Source organism: Sinomonas sp. R1AF57, assembly GCF_002224485.1.
Classification (GTDB): Bacteria; Actinomycetota; Actinomycetes; order Actinomycetales; family Micrococcaceae; genus Sinomonas; species Sinomonas flava.
The window spans coordinates 3,512,712-3,529,774 of the sequence record NZ_CP022463.1; the positions used below are offsets into that span (position 1 = coordinate 3,512,712).

A 17,063-nucleotide genomic window follows, 5' to 3' on the forward strand; every position below is an offset into this window, starting at 1 on the left:
AGCATTCCCACAGGAACGGCGGTCCCAGCGGGATCCCGGCTCAGAACGGATAGATGGCGATGTCAGGGCGCATCGTGAGCCACTGGACCTCGGTGAAGGCCTCCATGTTGGCGGTGGCCCCGCCGAACCGCGACCCCGTGCCGGAGGCGCCGACCCCGCCGAAGGGCGCGTTGGCCTCGTCGGAGACCGTCTGCTCGTTGATGTGGACCTTGCCCGAGTGGACGCGGTCTGCGATCTTCATGGCCGTCCCGACATCGCCGAGGATGCCGACGGACAGGCCGTACTCGTTGGCGTTGACGAGCTCCACGACCTCCTCCACGCTCGAGAACCTCGTCACCGGAGCGACCGGGCCGAAGATCTCGTCTGCGAAGGCGGGGTTCTCAAGGTCGAGGTCCGCGAGGACGGTCGGCTTGTAGAAGAGCCCCTCGAAGGTCCCGCCCGCGGCGAGGCGGCCGCCCTTGGCGACGGAGGCTTCGACAATGCCGTGGATGCGGTCGCGCTGGCGCTCGTCGATGATCGGCCCGAGCGCCACCTGACTCGTCGCGGGGTCGCCCACGGGCAGGTTCTCTGCCTTCTCGGACAGCGCGGCGACGTAGTCGTCGTACACCGAGTCGTGGACGAAGTGCCGCCCGGTCGTCATGCAGATCTGGCCCTGGTGCATGAAGGAGCCGAACGCGCCAGCCGAGGCGGCCTTGGGGATCTCCGCCCCCGGCAGCACGATGAGGGCGTTGTTGCCGCCGAGCTCGAGGTGGGCGCGCTTGAGCAGCCGGGCCGCGGCCTCACCCACCCGGCGGCCGGCCGCCGTCGAGCCCGTGAAGGAGACCACCCGCACCTCGGGCGCCTCGACCACGGCCGTCCCGGTCTCCGCGCCGCCCGGCAGCAGGGACAGCACGCCCTCGGGCAGCCCGGCCTCCTCGAAGACGCGCATGAGCGTGACGCCCCCGCAGACGGCCGTGCGCGGGTCCGGCTTGAGCAGCACCGCGTTGCCGAGCGCGAGCGCCGGCGCGACCGAGCGGATCGAGAGGATGAGTGGGAAGTTGAACGGCGCGATCACACTCACGACGCCGGCGGGTCGCCTCCGCGCGAACGACCAGCGGTCCTCGTCCGAGGTCAGGACCTCGCCGTGCGGGTGCGACGGCAGGGCCGCCGCCTCGTAGCATTCGTTGGCCGCGGTGTGCGTCTCGAGCTGGGCCTTGGGCGGGATGCTCCCGGCCTCCCGGACGATCCAGCCCTGGATCTCCTCGGCGTGCTCCTCCCACAGCTGCCCCGCACGGCGCAGGACGGCGGCGCGCTCCTCGGGCTTCTTCGCCGCCCATTCGGGCTGGGCCTTCGCCGCGAGCTGCGCCGCCCTGTAGACGTCCTCGCGCGAGGCGGACCCGACCGAGCCGAGGGTGGCCCCGGTAGCCGGCTCGACGACGTCGTACGCGCCGCCCTCAGCCTCGGTCCACCCGCCGATGTTGACCTTGCCGCCCCACAGTGCGGCGTCGAGAAGTGCCATTGCCGTGTCCTCCTGTCACCCTTTCCCACGAGTCTGCCCCCGAACGGCCGCCGACGCCACGGCGGCCTGTCAGGCGGCCCCCACGGCGCGGGCGGCCTCGGAGATCGACGCCGCCGCCGCGTGCAGCTGGGCCACGAGCCGGGCCACCTCGGCGTCGCGGTCGGTGCCGTCGTTGATCCGGGCGGAGAGGGCGATGTTGATCGCCGCCGCGGTGCGCCCGTCCGCCCCGCGCACCGGGACGGCGACGGAACGCAGGCCCACCTCGAGCTCCTGGTCGACGACGGCGTACCCCGCCTCGCGTATCCGGGCGAGCTCCGCCTCGATCGCCTCGCGCGAGGTGAGCGTGCGTGGCGTGAGCGGAGTGAGGTCGGCGCGGGCGAAGTACTCGTCGAGGTCCGCCGGCGGGAGGTCGGCGAGCAGGACACGGCCCATCGACGTGGCGTGCGCGGGGAACCGGGTCCCGGGCGAGATGCCCACGGTCATGATGCGCCGGGTGTGGATGCGCGTCAGATAGACGATGTCGGTCCCGTCGAGGATCGCGAGCGACGTCGACTCGCCGTTGCGGTGGGAGAGCTCCTCGAGGATCGGCTGGGCCAGCTCGGGGAGGCGCTGCCCCGACAGGTACGCGTAGCCGAGCTGGAGCACGAGCGGGGTCAGGGCGAAGACGCGACCGTCCGTTCGCACGTACCCCAGCTCGACGAGCGTGTGGAGGAACCGCCGCGCGGTGGCCCGGGTGAGGGCGGTCCGCGCGGCGACCTCGGAGAGCGTCATCTCCTGGTGGTCGGCGTCGAACGCGCGCACGACGTCGAGGCCGCGCGCGAGCGACTGCACGAACTGGTCGCTCGGTTTCGACTCCGCTGCGCTCCGCTCAACCACCGTTGCGCTGGGTTTCGACTCCGCTTCGCTCCGCTCAACCACCGTTGCGCTGGGTTTCGACTCCGCTTCGCTCCGCTCAACCACCGTTGCGCTGGGTTTCGACTCCGCTTCGCTCCGCTCAACCACCGTTGCGCCCGCTTCGCTCCGCTCAACCACCGTTGCGCCCGCTTCGCTCCGCTCAACCACCGTTGCGTCACGCCCCCGGGAGCAGCGGCACCCCGACGATGCCCTGGAGCTCCTCGAAGGTGATCCCGAACGTCTCGCGGACGCGGACGCCGTCAGGCGTGATGAGGAAGACGGCCTTGTCCGTGTACACGCGGGTCACGCAGCCCACGCCGGTCACGGGGTAGGACAGCTCGGGGACGAGCTTCGACGTCCCGTCCTTGGTCGTCAGCGTCATCATGACGTAGACGTCCTTCGCCCCGGTCGCGAGGTCCATCGCGCCGCCAACCGCGGGGATGGCGTCCGGCGCGCCGGTGTGCCAGTTCGCGAGGTCGCCGGTGGCGGAGACCTGGAACGCGCCCAGCACGCACACGTCGAGGTGGCCGCCGCGCATGATCGCGAACGAGTCGCCGTGGTGGAAGTAGCTCGCGCCCGGTAGCTCCGTGACGGGAATCTTGCCGGCGTTGATCAGGTCCTGGTCGATCTGGTCCCCGGTGGCGACCGGGCCCATGCCGAGCATGCCGTTCTCCGTGTGGAGGGTGATGTCCTGCTCGTCCGTCAGGTAGTTCGACACCAGGGTCGGCTGGCCGATCCCGAGGTTCACGAACGAGCCGGGCTCGATGTCCTTCGCGACGAGCTTGGCGAGGTCGTCGCGGCCGAGGGGCGAGTCGGAGGCCTGCGGGACGGCCTGGGTGATGTTCGACGTCGTCTGCTGGCTCATGCTCTCAGCCCACCTTCACGATCGTGTTGACGTAGATGCCGGGGGTGATGACGTTCTCGGGGTCGAGGCCGCCGGTCGGCACGATCTCGGAGACCTGCGCGATGGTCTGCTTGGCGGCGGCCGCCATGATCGGGCCGAAGTTCCGCGCCGTCTTGCGGTAGACGAGGTTGCCCTTGCCGTCGGCCTTGAGGGCCTTGATGAGCGCGACGTCGGCGTGGATGGGGGTCTCGAAGACCTGCCACTTGCCGTCGAGGAAGCGGGTCTCCTTGCCCTCGGCGAGCATGGTCCCATACCCGGTCGGGGTGAAGAAGCCGCCGATCCCGGCGCCGGCGGCGCGGATGCGCTCGGCGAGGTTGCCCTGGGGGACGAGCTCGAGCTCGATCTCCCCCGCACGGTACTTCGCGTCGAAGTGCCACGAGTCGCTCTGGCGCGGGAACGAGCAGATCATCTTCCGGACGCGGCCCTCCTTGATGAGCAGTGCGAGGCCCTCGTCGGCCTGGCCGGCGTTGTTGTTGACGACCGTGAGCTCCTTCGCGCCGCACTCCAGGAGCGCGTCGATGAGCTCGAAGGGCTGGCCGGCATTGCCGAAGCCGCCGATCATGACGGTCGAGCCGTCCCCGATCCCCGCCACCGCATCCGCGACGGAGTCCTTGAATTCCAGTGTGTGTGCCACTGCCTGTCTCTCTCCTTCGATGTGCGGGCTACTGCGCGGACACGTTCTCGAGCACCACCGCGAGGCCCTGGCCCACGCCGATGCAGATCGCGGCGACGCCCCAGCGTCCGCCGCTGCGCTGCAGCGAGCGTGCGAGGGTGCCGAGGATGCGGCCGCCCGAGGCGCCGAGGGGGTGGCCCATCGCGATGGCGCCACCGTGCTGGTTCACGATCGCAGGATCGATCTTCCACGCGTCCACGCACGCGAGCGACTGGGCGGCGAAGGCCTCGTTGAGCTCGACGGCGGCCACGTCGTCCCACGTGATGCCCGCCTTGGCGAGGGCGCGGTTGGCGGCCTCGACGGGCGCGAACCCGAAGAACTGCGGCTCATTCGCGGCGGCCCCGCGGCCGGCGATCCGTGCGATCGGGTCGAGGCCGAGCGTGCCGGCGGCGGCCTCGGAGCCCAGCAGGACGGCGGAGGCGCCGTCGGACAGCGGCGAGGCGTTGCCCGCGGTGACGGTGCCGCCCGCCGTCGTGCCCGAGGAGTCGCCGTTGTCCTTGCGGAACACGGTCTTGAGCCCCGCGAGCTTCTCGGCGGAGGAGCCGGGGCGGATGCCCTCGTCGCGGGTGAGGTCGGTGCCCGGGACGGGGACCACGAGGTCGTCGTAGAAGCCCGCGTTCCACGCCGCGTCGGCGAGGTTGTGGGAGCTGGCGGCGAACTCGTCCTGGCGGTCACGGCCGATCGCGTGCCGCTCCCGCAGCTGCTCCGTCGCCTCGCCGAGGGAGACGGTCCACTCCTTGGGCATGTTCCTGTTCACGAGGCGCCATCCGAGCGTGGTCGAGGCCAGCGTCATGTCCCCGGCGGGGTACGGCTTCTCGGTCTTGGGCAGGACCCACGGGGCGCGCGACATCGACTCGACGCCGCCCACGAGCATGACGTCGGCGTCGTCTGCCTGGATCTGGCGGGAGGCGATGATCGCGGCGTCGAGCGAGGACCCGCACAGGCGGTTCACGGTGGTGCCGGGGATCGAGACCGGGAGCCCGGCCAGGAGGGTGGCCATGCGGGCCACGTTGCGGTTCTCCTCGCCCGCGCCGTTGGCGTTGCCGAAGACGACCTCGTCCACCGCACCGCCCTCCAATACCTCCGCAGTGAGGCCGGGGGCGCGGTCCACGATCGAGCGGACCATGTGGGCGGCGAGGTCGTCCGGACGGACGCCGGCGAGGGCGCCGCCGAACTTGCCGAACGGCGTGCGGATCGCGTCGTAGACGAAGGCGTCGGTCATGAGTTGCTCTCCTTGGAACTCGGGGTGGCGGCCGAGACGGCGGCGCGGAAGTGGTAGTGCAGGAGGTCGGCGACGGCGGCGGGGTCCTCGGTCGGGGCGATGTGGGCGACGCCCGGGACCTCGACGGCGGTCCCGTTCTGGGCGTGCTCGGCCATCCACTGCGCCTCGGAGAGGGGGCAGACGGAGTCGTGCTCGCCCGCGATGGCGAGGAAAGGGGCCGCGATCTCGGGGAACCGGTCGCGGACGTCGTAGGCGGCGATGGCCCGGCAGACGGCGGCGTAGCCGAAGCGGTCGGCATCCCGGAGCGTGTCCAGCAGGCGCGAGGACACCGCCGGGTGCTCTCCCAGGAAGCCGGGCGCGAACCAGATCTGGGCAGAGGCCTCGAGGCGGATCGCCGTGCCCTGCTCCGCCACGGCGTCGGCACGCTCGGCGTAGGCCTCGGCACCGTTGAAACGGGGCGACGAGCAGACCATGGCGAGGCTCAGGAGCCGGTCGGGGTGGCGGAGCGCGATCTCGGCACCCGTGGCGCCGCCCACCGAGTCGCCGGCGTAGTGGAAGCAGGCGCCCGGCTGGATGGAGTCGACCACGGCCACCACGGCGTCCGCGAGGTCGCCCACGCTGAGCTCGGCGTCGGGCGCGAGTGACGGCGAGGCGCCGTGGCCGGGGAGGTCCCAGCCGAGGATGTCGTAGTCGTCGCCGAGGAGCCGCGCGGCCTCGTCCCACATGGTGGTCGACGTTCCGAGCGACGGCCCGAGCACCACGAGTTCCTTCTCCCCCAGCTGCTCGCGCGGGCTCAGCCGCACTGCCTTGATGGTCGGCACGCCCACGTGCTCCTCGCTTCCCTCGTCGACGTCCGGAGAGTTCGCTGCCTCTCCGGATTCCCTCATTCAGGATGCCATGCGTTCGCATGATGCACAACTGTTCGCGATGCGAACATAGAACTCGCATTGTTTGCCCTGAAGGCGACGAGGGTAAGCTCCGCGGATGCTGTCCCTCGAAGCAGCGCGCATCGCAGGAGCCAGCCTCTCGGTGGGAGCGGCGAGGGTCTTCTCCTCCACCCACTGGCTCGGGATTCCTATCGCGCTCGTGGGGGCGGTGTTCCTCGCGCTCGGAACCATCTGCCAAGGGCGCGGGGTGGGAGCGCACGGCGGCCGGCAGACCTCGCTGCGCGTCCTCGTGCGCCGGCCGGTCTGGCTCGTGGGAACCGCGATGCTGGGCGCGGCGATCCTCCTGCAGCTCGCGGCACCCCGGTTCTCGCCGCTCATGGTGGTCCAGCCGATCGGCGCCGCGGCCCTTGTCGTGACGGCTCTGGCCACTGCCCGCAGCTCCCGCCAGCTCCCCGGCCGGCGGCGGACGGCGGGCATCCTCCTCAGCGTCCTCGGGATCGCGGCCTTCGTCGCGGTGGCCGCAGTGTCGGCCCAGGACGTGCAGATCGACGACCGCCATCTCCGCACCACGCTGATCCTCCTGGCGCTCGCCCTCGCCGCCACGCTCCTGGTGTCCGCCCGCAGCCGCACCCGCCCGAGCGCCATCGTCTCCACGGCCGCCGCAGGAGTCCTCTACGGGTTCGTGGCGACGCTCGCCAAGGCGGTCCTCGGACGCATCGACCAGGGAAACTTCGCCTGGCTCTCCGTCGCCGGCCTGGCAGGTCTGGCGGCGGCCCTCGTGATCGGGGCCCGGTTCGTCCAGAAGGCCCACGCGGGCGGCAGCGACGAACTCGTCGTCGCCGGGCTCACCGTCGTCGACCCGATGACGGCGGTGACGCTCGGCATCGTCGTCCTCGGGGAGGCGGACGCCGCGCCTCCCGAAGCGTTCGCGGCCTTCCTCCTCGCGGGAGCCGCCGCAATCGCCGGAGTGTGGCTCGTGGCCCGGTCACACCCCGCGGGGCACGGCTGAGGACCGAGGATGGAGTTCCCCGTCAGGACCCCGTCCCCGTGAGCGTGGTCCACACGCCGACGACGCCGGCCGCCGCCATGAGTGCCGCCGTGGCCCAGCCGATGGTGGCCGCGACCTTGCCGTTGACGTACGCCCCCATGATCTTCCGGTCCCCCGAGACCAGCATCGTGACGATGAGGAAGGGTGCCGCGGCGATGCCGTTGATGATGGCCACGAAGACGAGGAGCCCCATCGGATCGTCGAGTGTGACGGCGAGGATGACCCCGCCGATGATGCCGACCCCGAGCAGCCCGTAGAAGACCCTGGCCTTGCGCGGCCTCCGGTCGAAGCCCCACCGGGTCCCAAGCAGCCCCGAGAGGCCCACGGACGCGGAGCCGGCCAGGACCGGGATGGCCAGGACGCCGGCGCCGATGAGGCCGATCGCGAAGAGCGCCTGCGCCGCCGGCCCGGCGACGGGTTCGAGGGCCTTGGCGGCGTCCGCGGCGGAGGCGATCGTGACCCCGCCGGCCTTGCCGAGGGTGGCGGCGCTCGCGGCCATGATCGCGAACATCACGAGCACCGAGAAGACCATCCCTGTGAACACGTCGGCGCGCGCTGCCCGGAGCTTCTGCCGGGCGGCGGGACCGTCCCGGTCGGACAGGGCGATCGGCCACCGTCCGCCCAGCTCCTCGGCGCGCATCTCCTCCACCCGGTGGGCCGACTGCCAGAAGAAGAGGTACGGGGAGATGGTGGTTCCCAGGACCCCGACGAGCAGCTCGAGGTAGTCCCAGCTCCACTGGAACTGCGTCAGCACCAGGCCCGCCAGGACGTCCGACCAGTCGACGTCCGCGGCGAACAGGACCGCCACGTAGGCCAGCAACGACAGGCAGAGCCACTTGAAGGCCCGCGCGATCAGACCGAAGGATCCGCTCATCAGCGCGACCGCGATCCCCACTCCGGCGATGGCGGCCCACAGCTGGTCAGGCCCGGCGCCCAGGAGCTGCATGCCCTGGCCGACGGCCATGAGGTCGGCGGCGATGTTGAGGGTGTTGGCGACGAGGAGCGCGACGATGAGGATCCCGATCACGATCCGTGGCTTGCGGGAGAACTTCCTGCGGATGAGGGTCCCGAGGCTCTCCCCCGTGGCGAGCGCCGTCCTGTCGGAGATCTCCTGGACGGCGAGCATCATCGGCAGCGTCACCGGTGCCGCCCAGAGCATCGCGTTCGAGAAGCTCGCACCGGCTTGGGCATAGGTCGCCACGCCGGACGCGTCGTCATCGGCGGCGCCCGACACCAGCCCGGGCCCTAGCAGGCCGAGATAGCGCCGGACACGGCTTTCCTTCGTTCGCGCTTCGGCGAGTGCTTCCTGAGGCACAGATCCTCCTCTGAGGTCAGACCTCCGCCCGCTACCCGACCGGCGGCGAGGGCAAACCCTGGGAGCCAGCCGCCACTACCCCACCTGGAACGCGAGCGGCAGCGCAAACCGCTGGGCGTGCAGCCTGTACCGCGGGAGCTCACCGGGCCCGCAGGCGGCCGTCCCGATGCCGTGGTGCTCGGCGTCGAGGTTCACCCAGACCCAGTCCCGGTCCGGGACGAGGTCGGGGGGGTGGGCGGCGGCCTCGAGCGCCTCGGTGGTCCAGGGCCGCGCCGTGAACATGAAGGGCCCGCCCGTGACCGTCAGCCGGCGCCCCGCTCCCCGGTGTCTCCCCGAGAACTCTGCCCGGCGGACGCTGCGCCGTGCGCCGTTCTCCTGTGGGCGCAGGTACGGGGTCTGGAGCCCGTCCACGGTGGACTCCCAGCGGCCCTCGCGCACTCCCGCGGCGCAGTCCGGGTAGGCCTCCCCCGGGCCGAGGCCGAGCCACCGGACGCGGTCGAGCCCCGCGGGCACCGCGAGTCGCACCCCGAGGCGCGGCACCGGCACGGACCACGTCCCCACCGGCGACCCGACGACGTCGACGTGCACCGTAGCGCCCTCGGCCCGCCACCGGTACTCGACCTCGTAGCCCACGTCCGTCGCGGCCGGCATGACGTGCGCGACCACGCTCAGCGCCCCGTCCTCGGCCGTCACCGACAGGACGCGGTGGCGGAGCCGGTCCAGGCCCAGCGCCCGCCACGCCTGCCCGGGCGGGTCAACCTCTGCGCGCTCGTCGTTGTCCGTCGGCGCGCGCCACAGGTCGAGCCGCGGCCCGCGCATGGGCAGGTCGCCGAGCCGCACGAGGGTTCCGAACGGGTCGAACGCGGCGGGGCCCAGCTCCCAGCCCTCCGCGGTCTCGACCGGCGCGGCGTCCCCCGCCGGGCGGGAGGGGCCGTGCCTGACCGCCGCGCCGTCCCCGGCCCCGAACCGCGCCTGCCCCCAGGCGACCTCGTGCCCGGCCGGCGCCCACGCGGCGTCGTGCGCCAGGTGCGCGCCCACCGTCAGGACGCGCACGACGCCGCCGCGCGGCTCCGGCGCGGCCGTCACCTCGGCGGGCAGGGGCACGTCAGCGGACTCGCCGGGGCCGAGGACGGGAACGGCCAGCGCGCCCGAGGCGACAGGCTCGCCGTCGTCCGCGAGGTGCCAGCGGAAGGCGAGGTGCCCGGTGGTGGTGTGGGCGAGCCGCGAGCGCACTGTGACGCACTCGCCGGAGGGCTCGAGGCGGACGGGCTCGTAGGCCTTGGCGAGCTCGGCCAAGCCCGGCGAGGGGGTGCGGTCGGGGAAGAGGAGCCCGTCCGCGAGGTAGTTCGCGTCGTGGAGCGCCTCGCCGAAGTCGCCCCCGTAGGCGTAGAACTCGGCCCCGGCGTGCGGGCCCGCGGCGGTGCGCTGGAGGATGCCGTGGTCGATCCACTCCCACACGAACCCGCCCGCGAGGCGGGGGTAGTTCTCGAACAGGTCCTCGTACTCGGCCAGGCCGCCAGGGCCGGGGCCCATCGCGTGAGCGTACTCGCACAGGAGGAACGGGAGGGCGCGGCGGTGGTAGTCGTTGGAGCGATCCTGGGCCGGGGCCTCCTCGTCGCGGCCGATGAGCTCCGTCTCGGCGTGCCCGGTGTACATGCGGGAGTAGACGTCCACGTAGGAGCTGTCGGGGTCACCCTCGTAGTGGATGAAGCGGTCCTCGTCCCGCTCGCGCGCCCAGTCCGCCATGGCGGCGAGATTGCTCCCGCGCCCGGACTCGTTGCCGACCGACCAGCCGATCACGCACGGGTTGTTCTTGTCCCGCTCGACGGTCCGCTGGATCCGGTCGAGGAGCGCGTCGCGCCACTCCGGCTCGTCCGCGGGGTTGCCGCGCCAGCCGACGCGCTCGAAGCCGTGCGTCTCGAGGTCGCACTCGTCGAGGACCCAGAGCCCGTACTCGTCGCAGAGCGCGAGGAAGCGCGCGTCCGGCGGGTAGTGGCTCGTGCGGACCGCGTTGATGCCATGGCGCTTCATGAGCTCGACGTCCGCCCGCATCGTGGCCTCGTCGAGGGTGCGGCCCGTGACGGGGTGCCACTCGTGGCGGTTCACGCCGCGGAGCCTGAGCGGGGCCCCGTTGGCGAGGAGGGTCGCGTCCTGGATCGCGATCGTGCGGAAGCCAACGGCGATCCGCACCGTCTCGACCGGATCCGACGCCGGGCCGGCGGAGACGGTGCCGCGGTAGAGCCGGGGTGACTCGGCGCTCCACGGCTCCACGGCAGGCACCGCGATGGGCTGGTTCGCGGGCGCCTCGATGCCGAGCTCGGGGATGCGCACGACGGCGCCCGGCTGGGCTCCGGCGGCGGCGTCGCCGCCCTCGGGCCCCGCGCCGGGAACCTCCACGAGGAGCTCGCCCGATCCGGTCTCGGCGTCGTAGGAGGCGTGGACGAAGACATCCTCGATCCCGCCGTCCGGGCGGTGCAGCAGGGTCACCGGGCGGAAGATCCCCGAGAGCCACCACATGTCCTGGTCCTCGAGGTAGGAGCCGGACGACCACTGGTGCACGCGCACGGCGAGGGTGTTCTCCCCTGCGGCGCCGGCAGGTGCGAGGTGCCCGGTCGCATCGAACTCGTGGGTCAGGCGGGACCCCTTCGCCTCGCCGAGGCGGTGGCCGTTGAGGAAGACCTCGAAGGCCGAGTCGACGCCCTCGAACCTCAGGAGCCACCGGCCGCCCGCCGGCGCCTCGGGGGTCGCGAAGGTGCGGCGGTACTCGCCGGTGGGGTTCTCGTCCGGGACCTCGGGCGGGTCGATGGGGAACGGGTAGCGCACGTTCGTGTAGGCCGGCGCGGAATAGCGCGGCTCGCCGGGAATTCCCTCGAGCTGCCAGCAGTGCGGCACCCGGAGGCGGTCCCAGCCGGCGTCGTCGAGTCCGGGATCGGCGAATCCGGGCTCCGCTGCCCCACCGGAATGCGCCCCGCCCGCGGTGGGCCAGAAGCGGAAGGCCCACTCGCCGTCGAGCGTCAGGCTCACGGCGTCCGTGTCGAGGTGGGCGCGCGGCGGGAGGGCTCCGCGGTGGGGAGTGATGTCCGTGATCCAGGGGGCTGCCGGCATGGGGGCCTTCCGTGTGGGGGCGAGGTCTGGGGCGACGGGCTGGGACCCGCCCCACGCTACCGAGGATGGGAGGCGAGCGGGAGGGCCATGGCGCATGCGCGGCGGCAGTATCCCGGCGCAGTAGAGTCGCGGGTGTGATCCCCGTCCGCATCCCCTACGGCCCCCACCCCGACCAGTGGGCCGACCTGTACCTGCCCGCGTCCGGGACCTCTCGGGCGCCCGACGGCGGGTGGCGCGGCGTCGTCGTGGTGGTCCACGGGGGCTACTGGCGGGACAGGTACACGGCCGAGCTCGGCGCGCCCGTCGCCGCGGACCTCGCCGCGCAGGGATTCGCGGCCTGGAACCTCGAGTACCGGCGCGCCGGGACCGACCTCGACGACGGGACGCGGTCCGCGGGCGACGGCGGGTGGCCGGCGACGTTCCTCGACGTCGCCGCCGGGATCGACCGCCTCGCCGATGTGCCGGGTCTCGGCGTGCTCGCGGACGACGACGCCGGGCGGCTCTCGCGGGCCCTCGGCGCCGGGCGCGTGGTCGGCTTGGGCCATTCGGCCGGGGGGCACCTCGCCGCGTGGGCCGCGGGCCGGCACCGGCTCCCGGAAGGCGCCCCTGGTGCGGGACCGCGTGTGGTGCTCGCCGGCGTCGTGAGCCAGGCGGGGGTGCTGAGCCTCGCCGCGGCGGAAGAGCTCGGGCTCAGCAACGGCGCCGCGCGGAACCTCATGGGCGGCGCCTCGGCGGACTCGCCCGAGACGGCCCTTGCCTTCGGGCTCGCCGACCCGATGCGCGCGCTGCCGATCGGCGTGCCCGTCCACGCGGTCCACTCGCGCGCGGACGAGGCGGTGCCGTTCGCCCTCTCGGCCGACTACGTCACGGCGGCGCAGGCGGCCGGGGACCCCGCCGTCCTGCACGAGACGACCGGCGACCACTTCGCCGTCATCGATCCCCGGCACGAGGCCTACGCCCTGTGCCGCCGGCTGGTCGGGGACCTGCTCGCCTGAGCCTGGCCCGGGAGTGCCCGCCGCGCCCCGCTGGCATCATGGGCGCGTGAGCATCCTCAAGGCCGTCATCCTGTTCGCCCTGGCCGCAGTCGCCGAGATCGGCGGGGCCTGGCTCGTGTGGCAGTCCGTCCGCGACGGGAAGCCGTGGTGGTGGGCCGGCCTCGGGGTGGTCGCGCTGGGGATGTACGGGTTCATCGCCACCTTCCAGCCGGATGCGAACTTCGGGCGGGTGCTCGCGGCCTACGGCGGGGTGTTCGTGGCAGGGTCGCTGGCCTGGGGCATGGTGATGGACGGCTTCCGGCCCGACCGCTGGGACGTCATCGGGACGGGCGTGTGCCTGGCGGGCGTTGCGGTCATCATGTTCGCCCCGCGCACCGGCGCCTGACCTGCGAACGCATGCCTGGGACGTTCAGGTCCCGATCTCGGTGCGGACGGCGTAGAGCTCGGGGAAGAACGTCAGGTCCAGCGCGCGCCGGAGGAACCCGACCCCCGACGAGCCGCCCGTGCCCCGCTTGAAGCCGATCGTCCGCTGGACGGTGCGCAGGTGGCGGAAGCGCCAGAACTGGAAGTTGTCCTCGACGTCCACGAGCGCCTCGCACGCCTCGTAGAGCCCCCACGGGGTGTCGTCGGATTCGTAGATCCGCCGGAAGACCGGCACGAGGGCGGGCTGCATGCTCCAGTGCTCGCTCACATCCCGCGCCAGGACCTCCCCCGGCACGGGGTAGCCGGCGCGGGCGACGGCGCGAAGGAACTCGTCGTACACCGTCGGCTCGGCGAGGACCGCCTCGACGAGGTCGAGGTACCTGCCGTACGTCATGGCACCGTGGAAGTCGGTGCGGATGGTGGGCTCGAAGTCGCGCACGCCGTCGGCCACGGGATCACCCTGCCTCTCGTGAGGGCGTTGGCGGGCCCCGGTGGCCCGGTCCAGCCGATCGTAGCCGCGGTGCTGGCGCGCCGTCAGAATTCCACGCCCCGCGCCAGTCCGATGAGCTGGTCCTTGACCTGGTCCAGCGTCGGCCCGGTCGGTGAGATGAGGACCTGGACGCTGAAGGCGCCGACGTCCTTGCCCCGCACCACGATGAGGTCGATCGTGGTGACGGGTTCGTCGCCGGCGGGCCGATCCGTCTTGGCGCGCGGGAACGTGCCGGTCGTGACCGCCGCCCGGTCGCCGACCCCGGAGACCTTCTCGCCCTGTAGCGCGGCGAAGGCGGGCGACGACGCCGCGCCCTTCTCCAGCTGCAGGGAGAAGACGATCGAGTCCGGTCCGGGGGTCCCGGGCTGCCCGAAGGTGTACCGGCAGCTTGTCTCACCCGGCAGCAGCTGCGCATCGGTCGTCGCACCGAACGCCTGCTTGACCTTGTCGGCGCCCACGAGGGCGCAGACGGGATTGTCGGTGGTGGCGGGAGGCCCGACCGGCGGCGCGGACGGGACGCTGAGCGCCGTCCCGTTCCCCCACCCGGCGTCGACCGTCGCGTGGGCGAGCGCTCGCGCACTGGCGCTGCCGTCCGGCGGCGGTGCCGTCGTGGTGGCTCCCGGCGGGGCTGGCGGCGGGGACAGGTAGCGGAGGTCGAGGACCTCCTTGCCGCGCACGGCGACAAGGATCGTGTTGGCGGAGGCGCCGTTGCCCTCTCCCCGGAAGTAGCCGGACCACTGGAAGCACGCGAAGTCGCCGATCCCGGCGACGGGAGAGCAGTCGCTGGACCGCTTGGCCGTCTCGATGTCCGCGGCCGACGCGGGTGTGTTCAGCGACACGGACAGGTAGTTCGGTCCGCCGTCCTTCATGCTCGAGTAGCTGCAGGTGTAGTCCTTGGGCCCGAAGGGCCGGGGGCTGTCCTGCCCGTACTGGCTCAGGGTTGGGTCGATCGTCGAGGCGCGTTCCGGGGTGATGAGGCTGCACGCCGGGTTTGCTCCCGCAGCGGACGAGGAGGAGGACGGCGTCTCGCCGCCCTGGGAGCATGAGCCCAGAGCGAGGACGAGCACCGCGGCGCCCGCGGACGCGCCTCGTGGCCGCAGGATCCGCCGAACGCCCATGTCCTTCACCAAGCCCTCCGGAAGCTGCCCCTCGCGCAAACCGTAGCCTTCGGACGTCCGGGGCCAGTAGAGGCCATGGGCCCGGGAACCGAGACCTCGGTCCACTGCTCGACGCCTTGCCTTAATCCACATGCTGGTGAAATGGTGACCCTCATTGTGTTCCCAGCGCTGCCTTCCCATGGCAAACCCCTTGCCCAGCCCCCGGAAGCAGGAGTAGGCATGTGGGAAAGCGATTACTGAGAAGGAGCACCCATGCGCTACCGCACGCTCGGCAGTTCTGACCTCGAGGTCTCGGAGATCTCCCTCGGCTCGTGGCTGACCTACTCAGGCGGCATCGAGGCGGACCAGACGCGCGCCTGCACCGAGGCCGCGTTCGACGCCGGGATCAACTTCTTCGACACGGCCAACGTCTACGGCCGGGGCGCCGCGGAGACGGCCTGGGGCGAGATCCTCTCGAAGCACCCGCGCGACTCCTACATCCTGGCCACGAAGGTCTTCGGGCAGATGTCCGACGATCCAGCCGAGCAGGGGCTCTCTCGCGAGCAGATCGCCAAGCAGATCGACGCCTCGCTCAGCCGCCTGCAGACCGACCACGTGGACCTCTACCAGGCGCACCGGTTCGACGCGAGCGTGCCGATCGAGGACACCGTCGAGGCGCTGCAGAAGGTCGTCGAGCAGGGGAAGGCCCGCTACCTCGGCTTCAGCGAGTGGAGGCCCGAGCAGATCCAGGCCGCAATCGACATCGCCGGGCCGGACCTGTTCGTCTCGTCCCAGCCGCAGTACTCCATGCTCTGGCAGGCCCCCGAGGAGGAGGTCTTCCCCCTCTGCATGGCCAACGGGATCTCGCAGATCGTGTGGTCGCCCCTCGCCCAGGGCGTCCTCACGGGCAAGTACAAGCCGGGTCAGGCCCTGCCCGAGGACAGCCGCTTCGCCAACGAAGCCATGAACGCCTTCAAAGACCGCGTCCTCCAGGACCCGATCCTCGAGGCCGTCCAGCGGCTCGTCCCGGTCGCCGAGGGAGCCGGTCTCGATCTCCCCACAATGGCGCTGGCCTGGGTGCTGCGCCGCACCGAGCTGGCGTCGGCCATCACCGGCGCCTCGCGGCCCGGGCAGGTTCACGCCAACGCGGCGGCCTCCGGCGTCGAGCTCAGCGACGACGTGCTCGCGGCGATAGACGACGCCCTCGGCGACGTCCCGGTCAAGGGCCAGACGCCGGCGCCCAACGCCCAGGAGGGCGTCCTGCACCGCGCCTGACCGCTAGGGCTGCGGCCCCGCATCCCTCTCGTCCATCAGGCTCGGCAGCGCCGACGCCATCCGCTTGGCGTGGGCAGCCGCCTGCGCGTCGCCTTCCACGGCGGCGACGACCGCACCGCAGAGCAGGGCCTGGAGAGTGCAGGCCACCCCCTCGGGGTCCTCGAGCCCTGCCTCGGCGGCGATCTCCTCGATCTGCGCCAGGGTGGAGTCGAGCTGCCGCGCGGCTTCCTGGGCAAAGGGGTGCTCGGGGCCCATCTCGATGATCACCTGCTCAAGGACGCCCGGCGCCTTCCCCTGCCGGAACAGCCCGTCCAGGACGTCGAACAGGGCGAGGAGGGCTTCCCTGCCGCTCTTGCCCGAGGCCCGGGCCGCCTCCGCCATCGCAGCCCGCGCCCGCCCCCATCCCTGGAGGCACGCGAGGATCAGCATGTCCTTGCTGCGGAAATGCCTGTAGAAGGTGGCCTTGGCCACCCCGGAGCGCGTGATCAGCTCGTCGATGCCGACCCCTCTGATGCCCCGGGTCGCGAAGAGGTCCTGGGCAGCCGCGATGATGCGGGCCCTCGTTCCCCGGCGGCCCCGCAGCGAGGCAGCCGGGCTGGCTGACAATGCCGCCAACAGCACCTGCATCCCTGCCCCCTCTCTCCAGCCCCCACTCATGGTGGAGAGCCAAGCGATCCGGCATCGATGAGATGCTTCCCAGCGCTTCTCTGCATGAAACGGCGGCTGCCCCGCTGCGTGGGGTCCAGCCTCGTCGCAGGGCAGCGTGCGCGTTCCGGGACGTCGGGGCGGGGTTCAGCTCAGGCGGCGATCTTGCGGCGCATGCGGTCCAGGAGGCGGCGCAGCAGGCGCGAGACCTGCATCTGGCTCACCCCGAGCTCGGCCGCGATCTCGCTCTGGCTCATCTCCTGCACGAAGCGCATCCGGATCAGCCGCATGTCCTCCTCGCTCGCACCCTCCAGCGCCGCAGCGAGCATCTGACGCTCCTCCACCCGCTCGAACCCCGGATCCGTGAACGCGACAACACACGAGGACGGGCCCCCCGCCTCCGGCTCCGACACCCCGTCCAGAGGCTCGATCGCCACCCCGACCATCGCCGAGTCCGCACCCCGGGCCTCGGCCACCTTCCCCGCCGCAGCACCCGTGGCCTCGCTCAGCTCCGCCGTGGTCGGCTCACGCCCCAGATCCTGCTCCAGCCGCTCCCGCGCAGCCCGCACCCCCAGGCGCAGCTCCTGCACCG

Annotated in this window: 15 protein-coding genes and 1 pseudogene; 4 read left to right on the forward strand and 12 right to left on the reverse strand. The window is 72.3% G+C overall.

Annotated elements, in window-relative coordinates:
- Positions 1 to 40: 40 nt before the first annotated feature.
- From CGQ25_RS16230 to CGQ25_RS16255, 6 genes are all read right to left on the reverse strand, one after another.
- Complete coding sequence (locus tag CGQ25_RS16230) at positions 41 to 1,498, reverse strand: benzaldehyde dehydrogenase (RefSeq protein WP_208710870.1); 1,458 nt, start codon at positions 1,496 to 1,498, stop codon at positions 41 to 43.
- Between the two features lie 69 nt (positions 1,499 to 1,567).
- Positions 1,568 to 2,374: an IclR family transcriptional regulator C-terminal domain-containing protein gene (locus CGQ25_RS16235; RefSeq protein WP_208710871.1), complete on the reverse strand. Its 807-nt coding sequence runs from the start codon at positions 2,372 to 2,374 to the stop codon at positions 1,568 to 1,570.
- A gap of 193 nt (positions 2,375 to 2,567) precedes the next feature.
- Positions 2,568 to 3,257 carry a 3-oxoacid CoA-transferase subunit B gene (locus CGQ25_RS16240; RefSeq protein WP_208710872.1) on the reverse strand — a complete coding sequence of 230 codons (690 nt, stop codon included), beginning with the start codon at positions 3,255 to 3,257 and terminating at the stop codon, positions 2,568 to 2,570.
- A 4-nt stretch (positions 3,258 to 3,261) separates the two neighbouring features.
- Positions 3,262 to 3,930 (reverse strand): 3-oxoacid CoA-transferase subunit A, encoded by a 669-nt coding sequence (locus CGQ25_RS16245; protein ID WP_255405383.1) that lies wholly within the window; start codon positions 3,928 to 3,930, stop codon positions 3,262 to 3,264.
- Positions 3,931 to 3,958: 28 nt separating this feature from the next.
- Positions 3,959 to 5,191, reverse strand: coding sequence for a thiolase family protein (locus CGQ25_RS16250; RefSeq protein ID WP_208710873.1), 1,233 nt, complete (start codon positions 5,189 to 5,191; stop codon positions 3,959 to 3,961).
- Positions 5,188 to 6,078, reverse strand: coding sequence for an alpha/beta fold hydrolase (locus CGQ25_RS16255; protein ID WP_255405384.1), 891 nt, complete (start codon positions 6,076 to 6,078; stop codon positions 5,188 to 5,190). The genes CGQ25_RS16250 and CGQ25_RS16255 overlap by 4 nt, the downstream gene beginning before the upstream one ends.
- A gap of 97 nt (positions 6,079 to 6,175) precedes the next feature.
- Between CGQ25_RS16255 and CGQ25_RS16260 the strand changes: the two genes are divergently transcribed.
- On the forward strand, positions 6,176 to 7,087 hold the full coding sequence (locus CGQ25_RS16260) for a multidrug DMT transporter permease (protein WP_255405385.1): 912 nt from the start codon (positions 6,176 to 6,178) through the stop codon (positions 7,085 to 7,087).
- A gap of 22 nt (positions 7,088 to 7,109) precedes the next feature.
- Here CGQ25_RS16260 and CGQ25_RS16265 read toward each other — a convergent pair whose 3' ends face one another.
- Both CGQ25_RS16265 and CGQ25_RS16270 read right to left on the reverse strand, forming a co-directional pair.
- Positions 7,110 to 8,441 carry an Nramp family divalent metal transporter gene (locus CGQ25_RS16265; protein WP_208710874.1) on the reverse strand — a complete coding sequence of 444 codons (1,332 nt, stop codon included), beginning with the start codon at positions 8,439 to 8,441 and terminating at the stop codon, positions 7,110 to 7,112.
- Positions 8,442 to 8,516: 75 nt separating this feature from the next.
- Positions 8,517 to 11,546, reverse strand: coding sequence for a glycoside hydrolase family 2 TIM barrel-domain containing protein (locus CGQ25_RS16270; protein WP_208710875.1), 3,030 nt, complete (start codon positions 11,544 to 11,546; stop codon positions 8,517 to 8,519).
- 134 nt (positions 11,547 to 11,680) lie between these two features.
- Between CGQ25_RS16270 and CGQ25_RS16275 the strand changes: the two genes are divergently transcribed.
- Positions 11,681 to 12,541, forward strand: a complete 861-nt coding sequence (locus CGQ25_RS16275) for a S9 family peptidase (protein ID WP_255405386.1) — start codon at positions 11,681 to 11,683, stop codon at positions 12,539 to 12,541.
- A 46-nt stretch (positions 12,542 to 12,587) separates the two neighbouring features.
- On the forward strand, positions 12,588 to 12,926 hold the full coding sequence (locus tag CGQ25_RS16280) for a YnfA family protein (protein ID WP_208710877.1): 339 nt from the start codon (positions 12,588 to 12,590) through the stop codon (positions 12,924 to 12,926).
- 24 nt (positions 12,927 to 12,950) lie between these two features.
- Here the strand turns inward: CGQ25_RS16280 and CGQ25_RS16285 are convergent.
- A pseudogene (locus CGQ25_RS16285) lies at positions 12,951 to 13,322 on the reverse strand (tryptophan 2,3-dioxygenase family protein); the annotation flags it as partial.
- Between the two features lie 176 nt (positions 13,323 to 13,498).
- A complete protein-coding gene (locus CGQ25_RS16290) occupies positions 13,499 to 14,572 on the reverse strand; it encodes a hypothetical protein (protein WP_208710878.1) in 1,074 nt (357 codons plus the stop codon).
- A gap of 252 nt (positions 14,573 to 14,824) precedes the next feature.
- Here CGQ25_RS16290 and CGQ25_RS16295 point away from each other — a divergent pair, with 252 nt between their 5' ends.
- Positions 14,825 to 15,826 carry an aldo/keto reductase family protein gene (locus CGQ25_RS16295; RefSeq protein ID WP_208710879.1) on the forward strand — a complete coding sequence of 334 codons (1,002 nt, stop codon included), beginning with the start codon at positions 14,825 to 14,827 and terminating at the stop codon, positions 15,824 to 15,826.
- A gap of 3 nt (positions 15,827 to 15,829) precedes the next feature.
- Here CGQ25_RS16295 and CGQ25_RS16300 read toward each other — a convergent pair whose 3' ends face one another.
- Positions 15,830 to 16,453 carry a TetR/AcrR family transcriptional regulator gene (locus CGQ25_RS16300; RefSeq protein WP_208710880.1) on the reverse strand — a complete coding sequence of 208 codons (624 nt, stop codon included), beginning with the start codon at positions 16,451 to 16,453 and terminating at the stop codon, positions 15,830 to 15,832.
- A gap of 170 nt (positions 16,454 to 16,623) precedes the next feature.
- Positions 16,624 to 17,063: sigma-70 family RNA polymerase sigma factor (locus CGQ25_RS18650; RefSeq protein ID WP_208710881.1), on the reverse strand; the 440-nt coding region annotated here is incomplete at its 5' end.

What these genes read in the sequence shown, in the direction of transcription:
- CGQ25_RS16255 (WP_255405384.1), bottom strand. Translation starts at nt 6,078, where the DNA reads ATGAGGGAATCCGGAGAGGCAGCGAACTCTCCGGACGTCGACGAGGGA.
- CGQ25_RS16300 (WP_208710880.1), bottom strand. Translation starts at nt 16,453, where the DNA reads ATGCAGGTGCTGTTGGCGGCATTGTCAGCCAGCCCGGCTGCCTCGCTG.
- CGQ25_RS16250 (WP_208710873.1), bottom strand. Translation starts at nt 5,191, where the DNA reads ATGACCGACGCCTTCGTCTACGACGCGATCCGCACGCCGTTCGGCAAG.
- CGQ25_RS16260 (WP_255405385.1), top strand. Translation starts at nt 6,176, where the DNA reads ATGCTGTCCCTCGAAGCAGCGCGCATCGCAGGAGCCAGCCTCTCGGTG.
- CGQ25_RS16295 (WP_208710879.1), top strand. Translation starts at nt 14,825, where the DNA reads ATGCGCTACCGCACGCTCGGCAGTTCTGACCTCGAGGTCTCGGAGATC.
- CGQ25_RS16240 (WP_208710872.1), bottom strand. Translation starts at nt 3,257, where the DNA reads ATGAGCCAGCAGACGACGTCGAACATCACCCAGGCCGTCCCGCAGGCC.
- CGQ25_RS16290 (WP_208710878.1), bottom strand. Translation starts at nt 14,572, where the DNA reads ATGGGCGTTCGGCGGATCCTGCGGCCACGAGGCGCGTCCGCGGGCGCC.
- CGQ25_RS16270 (WP_208710875.1), bottom strand. Translation starts at nt 11,546, where the DNA reads ATGCCGGCAGCCCCCTGGATCACGGACATCACTCCCCACCGCGGAGCC.
- CGQ25_RS16230 (WP_208710870.1), bottom strand. Translation starts at nt 1,498, where the DNA reads ATGGCACTTCTCGACGCCGCACTGTGGGGCGGCAAGGTCAACATCGGC.